This is a genomic window from Neorhizobium huautlense, assembly GCF_030811685.1.
GTDB classification, from domain to species: Bacteria; Pseudomonadota; Alphaproteobacteria; order Rhizobiales; family Rhizobiaceae; genus Neorhizobium; species Neorhizobium huautlense_A.
The window spans coordinates 1-18,520 of record NZ_JAUSRF010000033.1; the positions used below are offsets into that span (position 1 = coordinate 1).

General features: G+C 58.3%; 12 protein-coding genes and 5 pseudogenes. 5 read left to right on the plus strand and 12 right to left on the minus strand.

The window, feature by feature from the left end:
• Positions 1 to 130 precede the first annotated feature (130 nt).
• Positions 131 to 498 (minus strand): annotated as a pseudogene (locus J2T09_RS26885) (transposase); the annotation flags it as partial.
• 78 nt (positions 499 to 576) lie between these two features.
• Positions 577 to 714, minus strand: a pseudogene (locus J2T09_RS26890) (transposase); the annotation flags it as partial.
• 49 nt (positions 715 to 763) lie between these two features.
• On the opposite strand from J2T09_RS26890, the pseudogene J2T09_RS26895 reads away from it, so the two are divergent.
• Positions 764 to 1,051 (plus strand): annotated as a pseudogene (locus tag J2T09_RS26895) (SDR family NAD(P)-dependent oxidoreductase); the annotation flags it as partial.
• A 76-nt stretch (positions 1,052 to 1,127) separates the two neighbouring features.
• On the opposite strand, the gene J2T09_RS26900 reads toward J2T09_RS26895, so the two are convergent.
• The 7 genes and pseudogenes from J2T09_RS26900 to J2T09_RS26930 all read right to left on the minus strand — a co-directional run bounded on the left by J2T09_RS26900 (position 1,128) and on the right by J2T09_RS26930 (position 8,047).
• Positions 1,128 to 1,511, minus strand: coding sequence for a hypothetical protein (locus J2T09_RS26900; protein WP_306840178.1), 384 nt, complete (start codon positions 1,509 to 1,511; stop codon positions 1,128 to 1,130).
• A gap of 77 nt (positions 1,512 to 1,588) precedes the next feature.
• Positions 1,589 to 2,340 (minus strand): annotated as a pseudogene (locus tag J2T09_RS26905) (IS5 family transposase); the annotation flags it as partial.
• A 238-nt stretch (positions 2,341 to 2,578) separates the two neighbouring features.
• The gene (locus tag J2T09_RS26910; protein WP_306840161.1) at positions 2,579 to 3,694 is read right to left on the minus strand and encodes a TRAP transporter substrate-binding protein; all 1,116 of its coding nucleotides are present in this window, start codon (positions 3,692 to 3,694) and stop codon (positions 2,579 to 2,581) included.
• A 55-nt stretch (positions 3,695 to 3,749) separates the two neighbouring features.
• Complete coding sequence (locus J2T09_RS26915) at positions 3,750 to 5,339, minus strand: TRAP transporter large permease (protein WP_306840162.1); 1,590 nt, start codon at positions 5,337 to 5,339, stop codon at positions 3,750 to 3,752.
• A 20-nt stretch (positions 5,340 to 5,359) separates the two neighbouring features.
• Positions 5,360 to 5,908 (minus strand): TRAP transporter small permease subunit, encoded by a 549-nt coding sequence (locus tag J2T09_RS26920; RefSeq protein ID WP_306840163.1) that lies wholly within the window; start codon positions 5,906 to 5,908, stop codon positions 5,360 to 5,362.
• 103 nt (positions 5,909 to 6,011) lie between these two features.
• The gene (locus J2T09_RS26925) at positions 6,012 to 6,662 is read right to left on the minus strand and encodes a response regulator transcription factor (protein WP_306840164.1); all 651 of its coding nucleotides are present in this window, start codon (positions 6,660 to 6,662) and stop codon (positions 6,012 to 6,014) included.
• Positions 6,659 to 8,047: a cache domain-containing protein gene (locus J2T09_RS26930; RefSeq protein ID WP_306840165.1), complete on the minus strand. Its 1,389-nt coding sequence runs from the start codon at positions 8,045 to 8,047 to the stop codon at positions 6,659 to 6,661. The genes J2T09_RS26925 and J2T09_RS26930 overlap by 4 nt, the downstream gene beginning before the upstream one ends.
• A gap of 204 nt (positions 8,048 to 8,251) precedes the next feature.
• Here J2T09_RS26930 and J2T09_RS26935 point away from each other — a divergent pair, with 204 nt between their 5' ends.
• Positions 8,252 to 9,601, plus strand: coding sequence for a chloride channel protein (locus J2T09_RS26935; protein WP_306840166.1), 1,350 nt, complete (start codon positions 8,252 to 8,254; stop codon positions 9,599 to 9,601).
• 70 nt (positions 9,602 to 9,671) lie between these two features.
• On the opposite strand, the pseudogene J2T09_RS26940 reads toward J2T09_RS26935, so the two are convergent.
• A pseudogene (locus J2T09_RS26940) lies at positions 9,672 to 9,794 on the minus strand (bile acid:sodium symporter family protein); the annotation flags it as partial.
• Positions 9,795 to 9,798: 4 nt separating this feature from the next.
• On the opposite strand from J2T09_RS26940, the gene J2T09_RS27690 reads away from it, so the two are divergent.
• Both J2T09_RS27690 and J2T09_RS26945 read left to right on the plus strand, forming a co-directional pair.
• Positions 9,799 to 10,026 (plus strand): TRAP transporter large permease subunit, encoded by a 228-nt coding sequence (locus J2T09_RS27690; protein ID WP_373458664.1) that lies wholly within the window; start codon positions 9,799 to 9,801, stop codon positions 10,024 to 10,026.
• A gap of 261 nt (positions 10,027 to 10,287) precedes the next feature.
• Positions 10,288 to 11,685, plus strand: coding sequence for a sodium:proton antiporter (locus tag J2T09_RS26945; RefSeq protein WP_306840167.1), 1,398 nt, complete (start codon positions 10,288 to 10,290; stop codon positions 11,683 to 11,685).
• 94 nt (positions 11,686 to 11,779) lie between these two features.
• Here the strand turns inward: J2T09_RS26945 and J2T09_RS26950 are convergent, their stop codons facing one another.
• The gene (locus tag J2T09_RS26950; RefSeq protein ID WP_306840168.1) at positions 11,780 to 13,768 is read right to left on the minus strand and encodes a BCCT family transporter; all 1,989 of its coding nucleotides are present in this window, start codon (positions 13,766 to 13,768) and stop codon (positions 11,780 to 11,782) included.
• A 210-nt stretch (positions 13,769 to 13,978) separates the two neighbouring features.
• Positions 13,979 to 16,159 carry a mechanosensitive ion channel domain-containing protein gene (locus tag J2T09_RS26955; protein WP_306840169.1) on the minus strand — a complete coding sequence of 727 codons (2,181 nt, stop codon included), beginning with the start codon at positions 16,157 to 16,159 and terminating at the stop codon, positions 13,979 to 13,981.
• A 570-nt stretch (positions 16,160 to 16,729) separates the two neighbouring features.
• Here J2T09_RS26955 and nhaA point away from each other — a divergent pair.
• Positions 16,730 to 17,914 (plus strand): Na+/H+ antiporter NhaA, encoded by a 1,185-nt coding sequence (gene nhaA / locus J2T09_RS26960; RefSeq protein ID WP_306840170.1) that lies wholly within the window; start codon positions 16,730 to 16,732, stop codon positions 17,912 to 17,914.
• Positions 17,915 to 18,520 lie beyond the last annotated feature (606 nt).

The window sequence follows — 18,520 nt, forward strand, 5'->3', positions numbered from 1 at the left end:
ATGGGCTCGCATGGCGCTGATTCTCCATTGGAAACCAGGCCAGTAGAATCCGAAACATCATCGAGAATGAGTCAGACCCAATATTGGACGCCGATCAACCCGCCAGAGGGGTCAATATTCCACGCCGAAACACACTCGACCGATCAACGGACAAAATCTTACACGCCCGACGCTGGCTCACCCCATGTTGTTTGCAGACATGAGCCACAGCGTCCCGCTTCACATCGGGCGTCACCACTTTTTTGAAGCAACATCCTTCAAAATGGCATTATCCAGCATCGTCTCCGCCAGCAGTTTCTTCAGCTTGGCGTTCTCGTCTTCCAGAGCTTTCAGCTTGCGGGCATCGGACACCTCCGTGCCGCCGAACTTCGACTTGCATTTGTAGAAGGTCGCTTCGGATATCCCGTGCTTGCGGCAGACATCGGCCGTCTTCAGGCCGCTTTCCTGCTCTTTCAATATCCCGATAATCTGCTCGTCCGTGAACCGTGAATACTTCATTCCGTCCGTCTCCTTGATACGACGGACTCTACCAAAATCTGGAGGAAGTTCAGGGGCTCAGGTCACCTTCGACGACGCGAACTTCTTCTTCCACTCATACAGGGAATGCTGGTTCACACCGCGGCGCTGAGAAACCTCCGCAACCGGATAGCCTCGCTCCGTGATCTGACGCACCGCGTCGCGCTTAAAATCTTCGCTGAAATTCGATCTGCTCATGATGCTCTTCCTGCCTCAAAATTAGGAAAGAAGGCGTCTACAAATCTAGGGGCTATTCACCTCGACGAAATTTGCGGTCGAGGGGCTGAGCGAAGCCCTGCATGACGAACTTGCGCCGCTTGGCATCCATGTCACCATTGTCGAGCCGGGCTATTTCCGTACCAATTTCCTCGACAGCTCGTCCTTGTCAGTCAGAGGCAATATCATCGGCGACTACGAAGCGACTGCCGGAAAGGTGCGCACGGTAGCCGCGATCGAGAAGAAGAACGCGCAAGACGCTGCCATCCTCTCCCAATGGCGCACCGTCTCGGTGTCCACTGACTTCGCCGCTGACTAATGATGGCGATCGTACGAGGGGAGGCCGTTCTCGGCATCCCCTCGCCTCAAAGCGGCATGACCGCTTGATCCTGCGGTTATGCAACCGACGGCATTGAAAGGACAAGACCTTCCGGCGCGAATATCATGCCTAAGATGAAAATATCTTTTAACTTTCCGTATATGCCGCATCCGACCCACAAGGGAAACCAGCGTGACGAACTTCTCCGGCGCTTTGAGCGCGGAATAAGCGTCAGCATCACGCCTACATCGTTGATAATTTCATGCATTTCGGAGACGTCGCATAGGGTGCAGAACGCAGACACTGTAAACTTCGAGCTGTCAGCAAGCAAGATCGATCTGTGTGCAGATGCGATCATCGCCCGTTTAAGTGAAACGACTTCCAGGGAACGTTCGGTTATCATCGTTCCTGTGACGGTCGACGCTCCTATCAGACAGATATCTGCATGGAGGGATCGCAGGAACTCTTCTCACGGCTGACCGGCGAGATTGCTGAAACCGTGCCGGACCGGGCCGCATGGGACGCGGACTCATTACCTGATGCGATCCATATCCTCGTCGCTGCAAGTTTGAGAGCGGCGAGATAGTTGTCGGCACGTCGGTCATATCGGGTTACCAGGCCCCGCATCTGTTTGATGCGATTAAAGAAGCGTTCTACCTGATTGCGCTGACGATAGACCCATCGACTGAAGCTGAAGGTCTTTTTGCGGTTGGTCTTTGCGGGGATGTTGGCCCAGCATTTGCGTTGTTTGGCAAAGTGACGAATTGCATCGGTGTCATATGCCTTGTCGGCAAGGATAGTTGCTCCGGGCTGAACGTCGTTCAGCAGCTTTTCAGCCATGGGCGCATCTGCAGCCTGACCAGCGGTTAATTCCAGGCGAACCGGCAAACCGTCGGCATCGACAAGTGCGTGGATTTTGGTTGTCAGGCCGCCACGCGAACGTCCCATGCAAGGATCGGCAGATCCCCCTTTTTAGCGTTGGCACCATGCTGGTGAACGCGGACACAGGATGAATCGATCATCACGATGTCGCCGTCGTAACGCTTTGAAACGGCGTCCAGAAGGCGATCCCAGACACCTGCTTTGCGCCAACGGGAGAACCGATTGTAGAGCGTCGTTCGCGGGCCATAACGTTCCGGCACGTCGCGCCAGGACGATCCGGTTCTGAAACGCCACAGGATGCCATTGATCACTCGGCGGTCGTCAACACGTTCAATTCCACGGGTATTGGTCGGCAGAAGTGGTGCGATGACGGCCCATTCTTCGTCGCTCAATTCGTGACGGCGCATGGCAATCTCCTTTCAAGGAGATTGAATCACACACCGGCGACGAGATGAACCTCGTTTATGGGGCACTGCCTAGGCGACCGGAGTACCTGACTTAATTTCTTATCCTACACTTGGGTAATCGCGAAAACGCGGTTCATATCCCATCGGGACCAAGTGTTCTGGGCGCCCAGATACATTCCTCGCGAGCGCCCAGCATATCGAAATCTCAGACAGCGGGTTTCAAGCCGCTGCAGTCCTTTTACTTTCCCGATGCCTGCGCCGCATACATATAGCTGTCATAGCTGTATTCGGCGACGCGGAACCATTCGAAGGACTCGTCGCGGAATTTTTTCCAGCCCGGATAGATCTTTGCCCATGCCGGGTGCTTGGCGCTGTATTCCGCGTAAAGCTCGAATGTGGTCTTGTAGGCCGCGTCCATCACGTCGCGCGGCAGCGGACGCAGTTTGACGCCCTTGCCGACGAGCGAACGGATCGCCGTCGTGTTCTTGACGTCGTAAAGCGCCTGCATGTTGATGTTGGCGGCCTTGCATGCGGCGTCGAGCGCCGCCTTGTAGGCATCCGGCAGGCCTTCATACTGGGCCTTGTTGATGAAGAAGTGGATGGTCAGGCCACCTTCCCAATAGGCCGGGTAATAGTAGTTCGGCGCGATCTGGTAGAAGCCGAGGCGCTCGTCGTCATAGGGACCGATCCATTCGGCCGCGTCGATCGTGCCGCGCTCCAACGCCGGATAGATATCGCCGCCTGGCAGCTGCTGCGGCACAACGCCGAGGCGCGACATTACTTCGCCGGCCACGCCGGCAATGCGCATCTTGACGCCCTTGAGGTCAGCAAGGCCCTTGATTTCCTTGCGGAACCAGCCGCCCATCTGGGCACCGGTCGCGCCACCGGGCACGCCGATCACGCCGTAATCGGCCAGGAACTCGTTATAGGCCTCGTTGCCGCCGCCATGATACAGCCAGGCATTCTGCTGGCGACCATTGAGGCCGAAAGGAATGGTCGAACCGATTGCGAATGTCGGATCCTTGCCGGTGAAATAATAACCGCAGGTATGGGCGATTTCCACCGTATTGGCCTTCACGGCATCGATGGCCTGCGGGCCGGGCACGATTTCGCCTGCCTGAAACACCTGGATTTCGAACTTTCCGCCGGTGATCTTCGATAGCGCCTGTGACATGACCACGGCGCCGCCATAGATCGTGTCGAGGTTGTTCGGGAAGCCCGACGTCAGGCGCCATTTGATGGTCGGCAGTTCCTGCGCCACGGCCGGGGCGGCCAACGCCGCGCCGGCAACGGTTGCCGCACCGCCGATGGCGCCTTTCGTCAGAAAGTTTCGTCTGTTGATCCTGTCCGTCATGGTGTCCTCCTCCTCAAGGTTGATATGTGGCGACCGTGTGTGATGCGGTCGAAGATCATGGGTTCTGTTGTGGCGGTGTTTCCGATGGTGTCCCGAAACTTGGGGTCGGGGAACCGAAACCGGGCGTCGGGCTGCCGAAGGTTGGGGCCGCGGCATCGCCGGAAGAGGGCTCGGGTGCGCCGAACGGTTGGGTCGGCGTGCCAAAGGGGTTTTCGCCACCGGCGCCGGGCATCGGCACGTTGAGTTCGATGGTCGATGGATCGACGGCGACGCTGCCCGATTTGTAGTGGGTCACTAGGCCGGGGAAGGTGATGACGATCGCCACCATGACCAGCTGGATGGCAAGGTAGGGCAGGGAACCCATGTAGATCTGCCCCGACGTTACAGGCTGGATCGTCGCCCCGGTTATGCGGTCCCTGTAGGCGCGTGTCGGCGCCACGGATCTGAGATAGAACAGCGAGAAACCGAAGGGCGGATGCATGAACGAGGTCTGCATGTTGATGGCAAGCATCACGCCGAACCAGATCAGGTCGATGCCGAGCGCATCGGCGACTGGTGCGAGCAACGGGATGATGATGAAGGCCAGTTCGAAATAATCGAGGAAGAAGGCCAGAAAAAACACCAGAAGATTGGCAACGATCAGGAAGCCGATTTCGCCACCCGGAATCGAGGTCATCAGGTGTTCGACCCAGACATGGCCGTTGACGCCGTAGAAGGTCAGCGAGAAGACGCGCGCGCCGAGCAGGATGAAGATCACGAAGGATGACAGCTTCGCTGTGGCGTAAAGTGCCGACTGGATCATCGCCAGATTGAGCTTGCGGTTCATGGCGGCGAGAACCAGCGCGCCGACGGCACCCATCGCACCGCCTTCGGTCGGCGTTGCCACGCCGATGAAGATCGTGCCGAGCACGAGGAAAATCAGCACCAGCGGCGGCACCAGCGAGGTGATGACCTTGCCGAGCAGCTTCCAGCCACGCAGCGTGCGCGCCTGCGGCGGCAAGGCCGGAACGCTGGCGGGCTGTAGGAAAGACATCAGGATGATGTAGCCGGCATAAGCCGCCACCAGAAGAAGGCCGGGAACGAGCGCGCCCTTGTACATATCGCCGACCGAGCGGCCGAGCTGGTCTGCGAGAATGATCAGCACGAGGCTCGGCGGGATGATTTGCGCAAGCGTACCCGAAGCGGCGATCGTACCGGCGGCCACACGGCGATCATAACCGTAACGCAGCATGATCGGCAGCGAGATCAGCCCCATCGAGATGACGGATGCGGCAACGACACCGGTGGTCGCGGCAAGAATGGCGCCCACGAAGATGACGGCAAAGGCAAGACCACCGCGGATCGGGCCGAACAATTGGCCGATCGTGTCGAGCAGGTCCTCGGCCATGCCGCTTCGTTCAAGGATCAGACCCATGAAGGTGAAGAACGGGATGGCGAGCAGCGTCTCGTTCGACATCTGCCCAAAAATGCGGTCGGGTATGGCGCCGAACAGGTTGATGGGCAAAAGCCCCATCTCGATGCCGATAAAACCGAACACGAAGCCGACAAAGGCCAGCGCGAAGGCGACGGGATAACCGAGCAGCAAGACGACGATCAGCGACAGGAACATGATCGGCGCGAGATTTTCCGCGAAAAATGCAAACATGTGAACGTATCCTGCTGGCTCTAGAGCGTTTTTGCTTCGGCGTCGGCAAGCGCCACGGCATCGGGCATGGCGCCGCGAAGGATGGCGATGCGCTTGATCAGTTCCGACAGGCCCTGAAGAGCCAGGAAACCGAAGCCCAGAGGAATCATCGCCCAGACAGGCCACAAAACGAGGCCGCCCGTGTTGTTGGAGACTTCGCCGCTCTGGAACTTTGAAAGCACGATCGGCCAGGACAGGTAGATGGTGATCAGGCAGAATGGCAGCAGGAAGAAGATCGTACCGAAAACCTCGATCCAGAGCTGCTTGCGCCGCGAGAGCTGGCCGTAAACCAGATCGACCTTGACGTGTTCGCTGCTGAGCAGGGTCCACGCGGCAGCCAGCAAAAAGGCAGCCGAAAACAGGTACCATTGTGCCTCGAGCCACGCATTCGAGCTGAGGTTGAAAAGCTTGCGGGTGACCGCGTTGATGGCGCTGATCAGTACGGCGGCCAGAAGCAGCCAGGAAACGGCTTTGCCCAATAGGGTATTCATCGCGTCTATCGCACGCGACACGCTCAGGAATGCGGTCATATTTTCTCCTCCCCATGACAGCCGACCGAAGGCCTGCCATCCAGCAATTGCTATCGCCGCCTCGCCACGGCGACAAGAATGCGTCAGCCCTAAATTACCGTCCCTACCCAGTAGTGGGTATGTCCGGCTCAGCCGACGCCAGACCGTTGTCGATCGCGAAGCGGACGAGCCCTGCCGTTGTGGTAATGCCGAGCTTTTTCTTGACCTTCTTGCGGTGCGTTTCGGCGGTCGCCTCGGAAATCGCCAGCGCCTGCGCGATATCGCGGTTGCTGTGACCGCTGGCGATCAGAAGCAGGACATCGTGCTCGCGCGTCGTCAGCAAAGACGATGCGGCATTGCCCTTCTTTTCGAGAAGTACGTCGGAGACGCCGGATGAAAAATAGGTTCCTCCGGCCGCGACCGCCTCGATGGCCGACACGATCTCGTCCGTGGAAACGTCCTTGAGGATGTAACCGGACGCGCCATGCAGAACCGAGGTGGAGATATATTCCCTGCTGTCATGCATGGACAGCATCAGGATTTTCGTCTGCGGCAGGTTTTCGCGAAAAAGCTCGATTGCCTCGATCCCACTCATCTGCGGCATGTTGATATCCATCAGCACGACATCGGGTCGGGCCTGCACAGCCCGTTCAAGTCCCGCGCGCGCGGTGCCCGCCGTGCCGACGACCTCGATATGCTCGAAGGTGCGAAGCAGCGCCTCCAGTCCTTCCAGGACGAGCGGATGATTGTCGATGAGAAGCACGCGGATGGTCATGCCGCGTCCTTCGTCCTGATGGCGGTGAGCGACGCCGATCTTGGCAACATCGCCGTCAGCGTCGTGCCGTCATCCGCCGAGCGGATCAGCAGGACACCGCCGAAATGTGCCATGCGCTCCTGCATGTTGCGGATGCCGAGGCCACCCTCGCTTGTAGCGCTGCGTTTGGCGCTTTTTTCGAAGCCGTGGCCATTGTCGGACACTGTCATGCGCACACGCCCGGCAACCGTCCAGACCTTGATCTCGCCGCGCGAGGCCCCGGAATGTTTTTCGATGTTGTGCAAGGCCTCCTGCGCCACACGGTAAAGCGCCGTTGCCGCTTCCGGTTTGAGCGTGTCGCGGAAAGGCGCGGCATCGAGCGACATGGCAATACCTGTTCTCTCGGTGAAGTCAGACAGTAATGCCTGCAACGCCGCAGAAAGTCCGAGATCGTCCAGCGCTCTGGGGCGAAGGTCATGCGAAAGCCGACGCACTTCCTTGATCGCGCCGTTCAGCGCATCAGCGCCCTTGTCGATGGCCTGAGCCGCATCGTTGCTGCCGCTTTTCACCTTGCGGCTGGCGAGATCGATGGCGTAGCGCACGCCGACGAGGTTTTGCGAGATGCCGTCATGCAGTTCGCGGGCGAGCCGGGCGCGTTCCTGTTCCTGCGCGCCGATAATGCGCTTGGTCAGTTCCTTCAGCTTGCCGTCCGCCATCCGCCGCTCGCGCAGCGTCACCAGAATGCAGGCCGCAAACACGAGAAGCACCGAGGGCAGTGCCGTCAGCGCCACGACGGTGAATGTCCTGCGGATGTTGGCGCGAAGGTCGGCTTTCGCCGCCGCGGTCTGCAAAAAGACGTCATCGAGATAAACGCCGGTTCCCAGCATCCACTTCCATTTGTCGAGGCCGACGGCAAAGGAAAGCTTGTCGGCCATTTCGCCGGAGGAGGGTTTTTGCCATTTGTACTGGTGCAGGCCGCCCCCCGCTTTGGCCTTGTCGATCAGATTGGCGATGACGTGATCGCCGTCGGGATCGGTGAGGTCCAGCCAGTTGCGGCCGGGCCGATAGGTCTGCCTTGGATGGACGATATTGTTGCCGTCATAGTCATAGGCGAAGAAATAGCCGTCCTGCCCGTAATCAAGAGAGGTCAGGATCTCGCGAACCTTTTCCTTGGCCGCCTCGTCATCCGGGCCGGCCGCCTGATAGATGCCCTGAATGGCCGACAGCGCAAGGTTGGTCATGTTCAGCAATTCGGTTTCCTTGGCCTTGAGCATGTTGCGCTCGAAGGTGCCGATACTGCTGCCGATCAAATTGGCCGATTGCAGGGTAATGAACGTCGTCACCGTCAAGATGGCGACGATGAGCGGTATGACCGTCAGCGCGATGATCTGATGCCTGAGATTCATGGCGTCTCCTCCACGCATGACCTGTGGCCATAAGGGCAAGGATTTTGAGAAACCTCAAGTTGTTTCCCAATATTTCGTGCAGGAACGACAGTAAAGTCAGCTTGGCCGCACGCCTGCGGTCAATCCATTGTTCCGTGCGAATGACGTGACACGCGGTCCAAGCAGGCATAGGAAAGGCGCATCATCCCCAATGCGAGCCTGTCCATGCCTGTCCGTTATCGAAGCTTCAAGCTGCATCGCCGATCCCGTGTCCTTTGGGGATCGTTGTCGGTCTGGAAACCGCGCGTGGTATTCTGGTTCGGCGCTTTGGCCATCGGCATCATCAGCGTTGCATTTGCAGAGCTTGCCGATCTGGCGCAGCACGGTTTTGAAAGCCTGAGATCGTCAGGCCCATATATGTTCCTGGTCCCCTTGGTCCTGACGCCTGCCGGCTTCATGGTGTCGGCTTATCTTGCGGCAGTGCTCTTTCCCAATTCGCAAGGCAGCGGCATACCGCAAGCCATCGCTGCAAGACATCTGCGCGACGACAAGGAACGGTCGACATTGCTGTCCTTGAAGATCGCCTTGGGAAAAATCGTTCTGACGGTGCTCGGCCTCGCCTCGGGCGCTTCCATCGGGCGCGAAGGGCCAACGGTACAGGTTGGTGCCTCGATCATGCTGGCCGTCGCACGCTTCGGCGGCATGGCACAGGCGCGCGGGCTTATCCTTGCCGGATCCGCCGCGGGAATTGCTGCGGCCTTCAACACACCGCTTGCAGGCATTGTCTTCGCTATCGAGGAAATGAGCAGGACATATGAGTCACGGGCCAATGGTGTCGTGCTGACGGCCGTCATTCTTTCAGGACTTGCGGCACTTGGACTGGCGGGGAGCTACAATTATTTCGGCGAAGCATCCGCAGCGCCTGCCGGTATGAGGGACTGGGTTCTTGTCCTCATTTGCGGGGTGGGAGGAGGGGCGCTCGGTGCCGGGTTCAGCGCGTCCGCTCAGCATTTCGGGGCAAAGGTGCGGCGCTGGGCGCAGCCACGTCCTTTGAAAAGGATGGTTTCGCTTGCCGGCATGTGTGGATTGGCGATTGCATTGATCGGGATGGTTTCGGGCGGCGCGACGTACGGAACAGGCTACGAGCAGGCGAGAGCGGCCGTCGACGGCAATGCCCTGCCGATGATGTTCTTCGTCGAGAAACTCGGCGCCAGTTTTCTTTCGATGCTATCGGGAATTCCAGGCGGCATCTTTGCGCCATCGCTCTCCGTTGGCGCAGGTTTCGGCAGCACCATCGGCTCGCTTCTGGGCACAAGCATAACGCTGGCAGCCATCCTCGGCATGGCGGGTTTCTTTTCCGGTGTCGTGCAGGCGCCGATGACGGCATTCGTCATCATTCTGGAAATGACAGGCGATCACAAGGCGGTCATTTCGATCATGGCGGTATCGATGCTCGGTTATGTGACATCACGGATCTTGTGCGCGGAACCGCTTTACCACGGTTTGTCGCGGATATTTGTCGCGGCGGCTATCCGCAACCGCCGGGCCTTGGATAGAAAAGAAACGGCAGCCTGATTTGGTCTGATTTTTTTGCGCGATCGGCTACGGAGCAATTCTCGTCGCTCCATAGCCGATTGCTTGCGCCTTATTTCGCCTCGGTTGCGGGAGCGCGCACCTGTTCGTCATCGACCCTTCCAGAGAACCAGTTTGCCAGCAAGGCGCCTGAGATATTGTGCCAGATACTGAAGATGGCGCTCGGTACCGCTGCCTTCATGACGCCCACGATCTTCACCTTCGACAGAATGGCGATCACCGCGGCCCAGCGCATCTTCAGTGGCGTCAACAGCTTTTCCCTGCTGGCGATTCCCTTCTTCGTCCTTGCCGGCATCATCATGACCAATGACGGCATAGCGCGGCGACTGATCAACTTCGCAAAAGCCCTGATCGGCTTCATTCCCGGCGCGTTGATGCTGCCTGAGGCGGCAGGATTGATACGATAGAAGCTGAAAGCATTGCCAGCCTCGCTGCTGGCAATGCTCTCTTCGAGGATCTCACGGCCGGGATACATCGACAAAGTCCGACGCCTGCCTGAAAGAAAAGACATTTATCCGCAAGAGCACCTGCGGTATCAGCCATGTTCGACGATAGCATTGCCGTCCGTTTCCCGCACGGAAACCGGCGGATGGAGGATCCCCGTGAATTTCATTGGCAAAAACCGTCGAATTTCGGCATGTCATTCGGCGGGAGTTTTGTCCGCCCTGATGCTGGCGTTCATTTCGACCCCTGCATTTGCCGTGGATAACCATGTGGCGCTGGATGGCAGTGCGCTCGGCCCTATCTGGGCACTTCCCTTTGTCGGCATTCTGCTGTCCATCGCGCTTGCCCCATTGCTGGCACCGGCATTCTGGCATCACCATTTCGGCAAGGTTGCCGCTTTTTGGGCGTTGGCCTTCATCGTGCCTTTCGCGGCCACGCATGCCACCGGCATCGTCGCCTCGGAAATGACGCATGCGATCCTTCTGGATTATGTGCCTTTCGTCATTCTCCTCACTGCGCTGTTCACGATTGCCGGCGGTATTCTGGTCACCGGCAACCTGCACGGATCGCCGCGTCTCAACGTTGCTTTTCTCGCTGTCGGAACGCTGCTGGCCTCGGTGATCGGCACGACCGGCGCATCCATGGTGCTGATCCGGCCGCTGCTGCGCGCCAATGACGGGCGCCGCCACAATGTTCACGTCGTGATCTTCTTTATCTTTCTCGTGTCCAATATCGGCGGTTCGCTGACGCCGCTGGGCGATCCGCCACTTTTCCTCGGTTACCTGCGCGGCGTCAGTTTCTTCTGGACGGCATCGCATATGCTGGCGGAAATGGGCTTCGCTGTTCTGATACTGCTCGCCCTGTTCTGGGTGGTCGACAGCTATCTCTACAAGGGCGACAGTGATTTCAAAGATTGCGTCGATCCGACGCCGGACACCAAGGAGATGGGCGTTTCGGGCAAGATCAACTTTGCCCTTTTGCTGGTCGTCGTCGGTGCGGTTCTGGTCTCGGGCTCGTGGAAGCCTGGCATATCCTTCCCCGTCTTCGGGTTGCCGCTGGAATTGCAGAATATCGTCCGGGATATCGTCCTGATCGCCGCCGCTATCGCCTCGCTGATCCTCACGCCATCGGGACTTCGCGAGAAAAACAGTTTTGAGTGGGGGCCGATGCTGGAAGTCGGCAAGCTGTTTGCCGCGATCTTCGTCACCATCATCCCGGTCATCGCCATGCTGAAGGCGGCGGAAAACGGTGCTTTCGCACCTCTGGTGGCACTGGTCACCACGCCGGATGGCGCGCCGATCAATGCCATGTATTTCTGGATGACCGGCATCCTATCGTCCTTCCTCGACAATGCGCCGACCTACCTCGTCTTTTTCAATCTGGCGGGCGGTGATCCCGTCGAGCTGATGGGGCCGCTGGCCAGAACACTTGTCGCGATCTCCTGCGGTGCGGTGTTCATGGGCGCCAACAGCTATATCGGCAATGCGCCGAATTTCATGGTGAAGGCAATTGCCGAAAGCGCCGGCGTGAAGATGCCGAGCTTTTTCGGTTATATGGCCTGGTCCGTCGGTATCCTTGTGCCGGTGTTTGCGTTGGTGACACTGGTCTTTTTCCGGCAGTAATCCACGAAAAAACGGCGCGTGAGCCGCGCCGTTTCTGCAAACTCTGACAACAGTATCGAAAGATGGCCAGCCGGACGCCGGCCATCATCGCGCATCAAACGCCGGACTGATGTTCCGGCGCGCCGTGCACGAGCTGCAATTCGGGCGAATGGACGAGATGCAGGTAACGTTCGAATTGCGCCAGAACATCGCTGATCAACTGCTCTCGCGTCATTCCCATCACGTCATAACCCCGGTTTCCGCTTGAGAAATAGGTTCGGGCTTCATATCGGAACTCGGCTTCTCCGGCCCGCACGGGGGTAAAGCTTGCGACCCGGTGGTTGGTCAGCGTCACACCATAAACGAAATCGCGGACACCTTCTGCCGGAGACCGTAGGGCGATAGCGCCGTCCGCCTCTTCGACGACCTCCGATTGTCGCCCCTTTGCACTCAGTTCCGCAGCCACCTGGTCGAGTGCCGGTCGCACCTGTGCGTCGATAAAGCGCCTGACATCCTTTTCCGTCGCATCCGTCAGCATCAGCGCGAGGCGACGTTGCCATGTCTGGCCGGAGGCCGGTTGTGCGGCGGGCAGCTGGTTTTGCCCATGCGCTTCCCGCTGGGCCAGATCCTCGCGCATGCCGAGATAAAGAGACAGGACAAGCGCCAGCATCACCACCGCAAACGGCAGAGCGCTGGCGACCGTCGCAGATTGCAGTGCCGTCAGGCCGCCCGCGAGAAGCAGGCAACCCGCCACAACACCCTCCATGGCGCACCAGAAGACACGCTGGCCGGTCGTGGTCTGCGTCTCGCCGCCGGCGGCAATAGAATCCACCACGAGTGCGCCGGAATCCGCCGAGGTGATGAAGAAGATCGACACCAGTATGACGGCGAGCGTCGATGTGATCGCGGGCAGGGGAAGGTATTCGAAAAACCTGAACAGCCCGACGGAAACGTCGTCGGCAATCGCGGTTCCCAGCGCACCGGCCGCAACACCCGTATCGATGAACATCGCCGTATTGCCGAACACCGTCATCCAGAAGAACGTGAAACCGGCCGGAATGAAAAGCACGGCGGTGACGAATTCGCGAACCGTTCGGCCGCGCGAAATGCGGGCGATGAACATGCCCACGAACGGCGACCATGAAATCCACCAGGCCCAGTAGAACAGGGTCCAGCTATCGATCCAGGGGGTCGGTTCGTAAGCGTAGATGTTGAAGGTGCGCAGAACGAGCGTATCGAAATACAGGCCGAGGTTCTGCACGAAATCGCGGAATAGCTGGCTTGTCGGGCCGACGACGAGAACGAACACCATCAGCAGGATGGCGACGATCAGGTTCGTTTCAGACAGGATGCGCACACCCTTGTCGAGGCCAGTGACCACGGAAACGGTGGCCATTGCGGTTACGACGGCGATCAGCGGCAGCTGCACTTCAATGCCGATCGGGACGCCAAGAAGGTGGTTGAGGCCGGCATTGATCTGGGCAACGCCGACGCCGAGCGAGGTGGCTATGCCGAACATGGTGCCGACGATCGCGAAAATATCCACCGCATGGCCAATCGGTCCATCGATGCGGCTCTTCAGGAGCGGGTAAAGTCCCGACCGGATCGTCAGCGGCAGATTGTAGCGATACCCGAAATAGGCAAGCGACAGGCCGACCACGGCATAGATGGCCCAGGCATGAATGCCCCAGTGAAAGAAGGTCACCGTCATCGACTCACGCATGGCTTCGACGGAACGCGGCTCTGCGGTGGGCGGCGCCATGAAATGCGTCATCGGCTCCCCGACCGCGTAAAACATCAGCCCGATGCCCATGCCGGCGGCAAAGAGCATGGCAATCCATGAGACGAAACGAAAATCGGGCACGGAATCGTCAGGCCCGAGTTTCAATTGGCCGAACCTTCCGAAGCAGAGCAGGAGAACGGAAATCAGGAAGATGCCGACCGAAAGAAGGTAGAACCAGCCGAACGCGCCGAGAATGTAGGTCTGGACCGCGCCGAACAGCGATCCCGCCTGGCCGGGAAGGACGACGCCGACAGCCAGAAAAAGACCAATGACGATGATGGAGCCATAAAAGACCGGTGGATTGATGATGAAGCTTTTCATGATCGATAATCGTCTTTCATGTTTCGTGCGTGGAAATGATGTGGCCCCGCCGATGGGCGTCATCTCATTGGGATATCGTGCAAATTAGGCAGCAGTCATGCAAAGTCCACCTCCCGGTAACGGATCTTCTGCGGCTTGGTGAATATTGCCGTCCGCGCCGTCCGGACGCGCCTATGACGGTGCGGAAATGCGACAGGGCGTGAGCCATGATCAGGTTGACTGTGGTGCGCCTTCAAGCTGAAGCGGAGGCGACCTGCCGGCTTTCTCGTCACCCTTGTAAAGTGTGACATGCGGGTAGGGGATTTCGATGCCGCGGCGGTCGAAAACCTGCTTGACGAGTTCGTTATAGGCACGCCCGGCACCCCAATGCCCGCCTGCCACCGTTTTGATACGGGCTCGCACGACAACGGCGCTTTCTCCCAGCGACGTGACACCATGCATGTCGAGCTTGTCGATGATCTGGTCGCCCCATTCGGTCTGCATGAGCAGGTCGAAGGCTTCCTGCATGGCTTCCTTCACCTCCGCGATCTTTTCGCGATAAGCAACGCGGATTTCGGCGACGTGGTAGCCGAAATCCTTGACGAGATTGGAGACGGTATCGACCGACGAGAAGGGAATGAGGTGCAGCGTACCATCGAGTGAACGGATCGACACGGAACGGATGGTCAGTTTCTCGACGACGCCACTGACGCTGCCAAGGGCCACGACGTCACCTTCGTTCATGACGTTTTCAAGCTGGATGAAGACGCCGGTGATGATGTCCTGCACCAGCTTTTGCGCGCCAAAACCGATGGCGAGACCAAGCACGCCGGCACCGGCCAGCAACGGTGCGATATTGACGCCGATCTGCGCCAGCGCCAGCATGGAAACCAGAACCACAAGCGCGATGGTGAATGCGTTTCGGAACAGCGACAGCAGGGTCTTTTCCCGGCTGGTCGGGACCGAGCCGAATTCGGGATTGAGCCGGTACTCGACCCAGGACGATACGGCGAGATAGGCGACAAACCCCAGCAAAAGAATGATCAACGCTGCAATGGCCGATCCGCTGATGCGCTGGCCGGCTTCGGAAGACAACCAGCCGAGAAAATCGATCAGTCCCCATGCCTGGGCGATGGCAATCACCACGCCTATCGTGACGACGGTGCGAATGACCTGCATCACGCGCGGCACAAAAGCCTTCAGCCGTCCTTCGAGCGCCGGCAAACGAAGCCTCAAATCATCGGGAAGCCGCAGACCGGCATTGGCGAAGCGACCAATAAAGGCGATCACCAGTCCGCCGACGATGACCGCAGCCACGGATTTGAGCGTCGCCGAAATCATGAAGGGCAGTGCCGCCATCGGGTTGACCAGCCAGACCACGAAGGCGGCGACGAGATAGGCAATCGCCAGCATATGCCAGATGCCGGCGAGAAACGCACCACTGCGGCTGATAAAGTCCCCGCGGCCATTCGATGCGCGGGAGGACAGGACGCGCCGCACCCGATCGCGGTTCTGGAGAATGACGATGATTGCAATGACGAGCGCCGTCAGCATGACCAGCACGCGGATGGCCTGAGCGGCTGTATCTGAAACGTTCGTTGCGATGACAGGAGCCGCGAACATGAATGTGTAGCCGACAAGCGAGATGGCGCGCGCCAGCCAGAAATACCAGTATGCTGCAGTTGTGTCCGAGATCGACAGAAGCCGAAGGGCCGGCAAGCGCGGCTGCAGCGCAAAACGCATGGCGACCTTCAGCATTTCCACCATCAGGAAGGCGTTCAGCAGCAATGTCTGGTTGATGTCCATGCGACCGCTTCCGGCGCCGATAACCTGCAAGGCGATCAGATACCCTGCACTCCAGGCCAACGCGACCGTCACGATGTCGGTGATTGTCGAAATGGCGGTCAGGATGATCCGCAGCGGCCATGGGCGGCCGGCGGCGCGCCGGTCCAGACTGCGTTGCAGGACATAAGCCAGCATCCGCAACACGAAAAAGGATGCAAACAGGCTGGCCCCGACAAGGACGACATTGAGGACAAGTGTCTGAAGGACGCCGTAATCCACCGTGCCGGAACCGGAGAAAACCGTCGCCACGGCCGCCACGCCGCTCCAGATCGCGGCGCCGCCTTCCATGATCTGCTCGGCTGCGGCACGAGTATGCTCGGCGATCTGCGTGGCAATCGTCTGATCTTCCGGCGGTGGCGCCTTGGCCTGATCGGTCGAAACCTCGCTTTTCAACCGCGTCAGAAGCGCGTTGCGGGCCTCGTCATTCTCCAGGATGCGAATAAGCTCATCGATGCTGCTTGAAGGTTTCGCAGAGGGCGGTGACGCTTCCTGCGCAACCGACAGGGTGGGAGAGAAGATCAGGATCAGCAAGAAAAGCAGGCTGGCAGCGGCATTCCGGAGAGGCATAACGTCCTTTCGGCGTTTGAAGTTCTCCCAAAAGCATGCCTCTCGTGGCGTGCCAGTCAACCCTTGCGCAAAGATAAATCTGCGCGCATGCCAGGAACTGACAAAAAATGACAGATGATCGTACAGTCGAGAGTGTAATATTGGAAGGCGGGGGCACCGGCATGACGATCATCAAATCAAAGCAGACGGGTGATACTTGAAGCATGTAGGGATAACAACTTGAGCGATTTGGAAAGATGCTGGGAAATTGTTCCGATCATGGAAATGCAGGCTCTCTCCTGTCGATCTGGTATCGTCGAATGATTTCTCCGCGGCCCGTGGATAGGAGGCGAAGGTCGCAAGGATTCCATCGAAAGGCTTCGCGTTTCGCGAGATAAAGCGGTTCTTCGTGAAGAAGAGCGGTTTGCATTAAACTGATCGTGATCACCCTTAATGCCGCCCAGAACCCGAAGAGCTGGATATCTGGGCTTTGCTGCTCTAATTGCACAAATAGCGCGTGCTGCGGTGCTGCGGGTTTTCCCGAAATCCACGGAGACTTTGATCAACCTTCCAACCAGGGAGCGCGAACCCATGTCTTCGACAAACAATCCGGGCCGCATTCGATCCACCCTCCGCGATTTTCTCAATAGTGGCGCTTCAGGCGGTATCGTCCTGATGATCGTCGCCGTACTGGCACTCGTGACCGCGAACTCGCCGATGGCGGAAAGTTATTTTCATGCCTTGCACATTTATCTCGGGCCTTTGAGCCTGCAGCACTGGATCAATGATGCGTTAATGGCAGTGTTCTTCCTGCTGGTTGGCCTCGAAATCAAGCGTGAGATGCTAGACGGCCAGCTGTCGACCTGGAGCCGCCGCATTCTGCCTGGTGCCGCGGCGGCTGGCGGCATGGTGTTTCCGGCGCTTTTTTATGTCTGGATCAATTGGGAAAACCCGATGGCCCTTCGCGGTTGGGCAATTCCGACAGCAACCGACATCGCCTTTGCACTAGGCGTCTTGTCCTTGTTCGGATCCCGCGTGCCTGCCTCGCTGAAAATCTTCCTGGCAGCGCTGGCGATCATCGACGATTTGGGGGCCGTTGTCGTCATCGCGCTATTCTATACGTCGGATCTCAATCTTCTGGCGCTCGGCGGTGCCGCGCTCGTGCTTGGCAATCTCCTTCTGTTCAATCGGATGAAGGTCAAGGTGCTTTGGCCCTATCTGGTGATGGGTGCCGTCCTCTGGGTGCTGGTCTTTGCCTCCGGCATTCATGCGACATTGGCCGGTGTCATGCTTGCCCTGACCATTCCGCTAAAACTGACGCCCGGCACGCCGGAAGCGACACATGCGGAATCGCCGCTTCACCGGCTCGAGCATTTTCTTCACAAGCCGGTCGCTTTCATCATCGTCCCGATTTTCGGCTTCGCCAATGCTGGAGTATCGCTTGCAGGCCTTTCGATGGGTGTTTTTTCCGAGCCTTTGACGATGGGCGTGGCCACCGGATTGCTGTTGGGCAAGATTGTCGGCGTTCTTGGAACCGTCGCGGTGCTTGTGAAGCTCGGATTTGCGGATCTGCCCGCCAAAGCCAACTGGGGACAGATGACCGGAACAGCGTTTCTCTGCGGTATCGGTTTCACGATGAGCCTGTTTATCGGGTTGCTGGCCTTCGATGACCCGACAGTGCAGGATCATGTAAAAATCGGCATCCTTCTGGGATCTGCTGTTTCCGGGATATTGGGTGCTGTCTTTCTGGGCGTTTTCGGGCGGAAAACCGGGTAAGTCGGTTTCGTCCGCGTTTTGGTCATTGTTGAGAAGCGTTTTTCAGCTTGTGAGGCTTTTTCAGTTCTCGATGGTCAAGCTCAATCAAATCCGTGAATTCGATGAGATGCTGTTTGTTTGGCGCCCACGTTCAGGCATCTCGGCGGGCAATCGACTGCTTTTCTGCGTCAGCTGAACAGGAGACCTGTCGCCTACCAGACCGCCAACCACTGCTGGCAACGCTCAATCCTATTGCTTTTTAGTCAAGTTGGGCTGTCATTTCATTGGCCTGGCATCATCAATGTCCCGAGTGAAACGGCGGGTCACGAGTTCGTATCCGCTCAAGAGCTTACGCTGCCGGTGCGCACGTGGGTCTACGAGATTACCTTACAACCTATCGCGCCTCTATTTGAGTAGCTTTCACTTACTGGAAGCCGATAGCAATGCTGCTCAACCGTAGGGGTTTGCCAATACGGGAAGCTGTTGTTTTTTCGTCGTACTGCGTGGTTGCAATCGAGAGACTGTGTGCATCCAAAAAAGGGTCTCCCGTCTTGCTCTTCCTTTCGATTAGGTGGCCGACATGCTCAACCTGAGAACTGATTTTCCCTCCGAGATCAACAACACGGT

Coding starts and splice junctions, on each gene's coding strand:
- J2T09_RS26910 (WP_306840161.1), bottom strand. CDS start 3,694: ATGACGGACAGGATCAACAGACGAAACTTTCTGACGAAAGGCGCCATC.
- J2T09_RS26915 (WP_306840162.1), bottom strand. CDS start 5,339: ATGTTTGCATTTTTCGCGGAAAATCTCGCGCCGATCATGTTCCTGTCG.
- J2T09_RS26920 (WP_306840163.1), bottom strand. CDS start 5,908: ATGACCGCATTCCTGAGCGTGTCGCGTGCGATAGACGCGATGAATACC.
- J2T09_RS26925 (WP_306840164.1), bottom strand. CDS start 6,662: ATGACCATCCGCGTGCTTCTCATCGACAATCATCCGCTCGTCCTGGAA.
- J2T09_RS26930 (WP_306840165.1), bottom strand. CDS start 8,047: ATGAATCTCAGGCATCAGATCATCGCGCTGACGGTCATACCGCTCATC.
- J2T09_RS26935 (WP_306840166.1), top strand. CDS start 8,252: ATGCCTGTCCGTTATCGAAGCTTCAAGCTGCATCGCCGATCCCGTGTC.
- J2T09_RS27690 (WP_373458664.1), top strand. CDS start 9,799: ATGACGCCCACGATCTTCACCTTCGACAGAATGGCGATCACCGCGGCC.
- J2T09_RS26945 (WP_306840167.1), top strand. CDS start 10,288: ATGCTGGCGTTCATTTCGACCCCTGCATTTGCCGTGGATAACCATGTG.
- J2T09_RS26950 (WP_306840168.1), bottom strand. CDS start 13,768: ATGAAAAGCTTCATCATCAATCCACCGGTCTTTTATGGCTCCATCATC.
- J2T09_RS26955 (WP_306840169.1), bottom strand. CDS start 16,159: ATGCCTCTCCGGAATGCCGCTGCCAGCCTGCTTTTCTTGCTGATCCTG.
- nhaA (WP_306840170.1), top strand. CDS start 16,730: ATGTCTTCGACAAACAATCCGGGCCGCATTCGATCCACCCTCCGCGAT.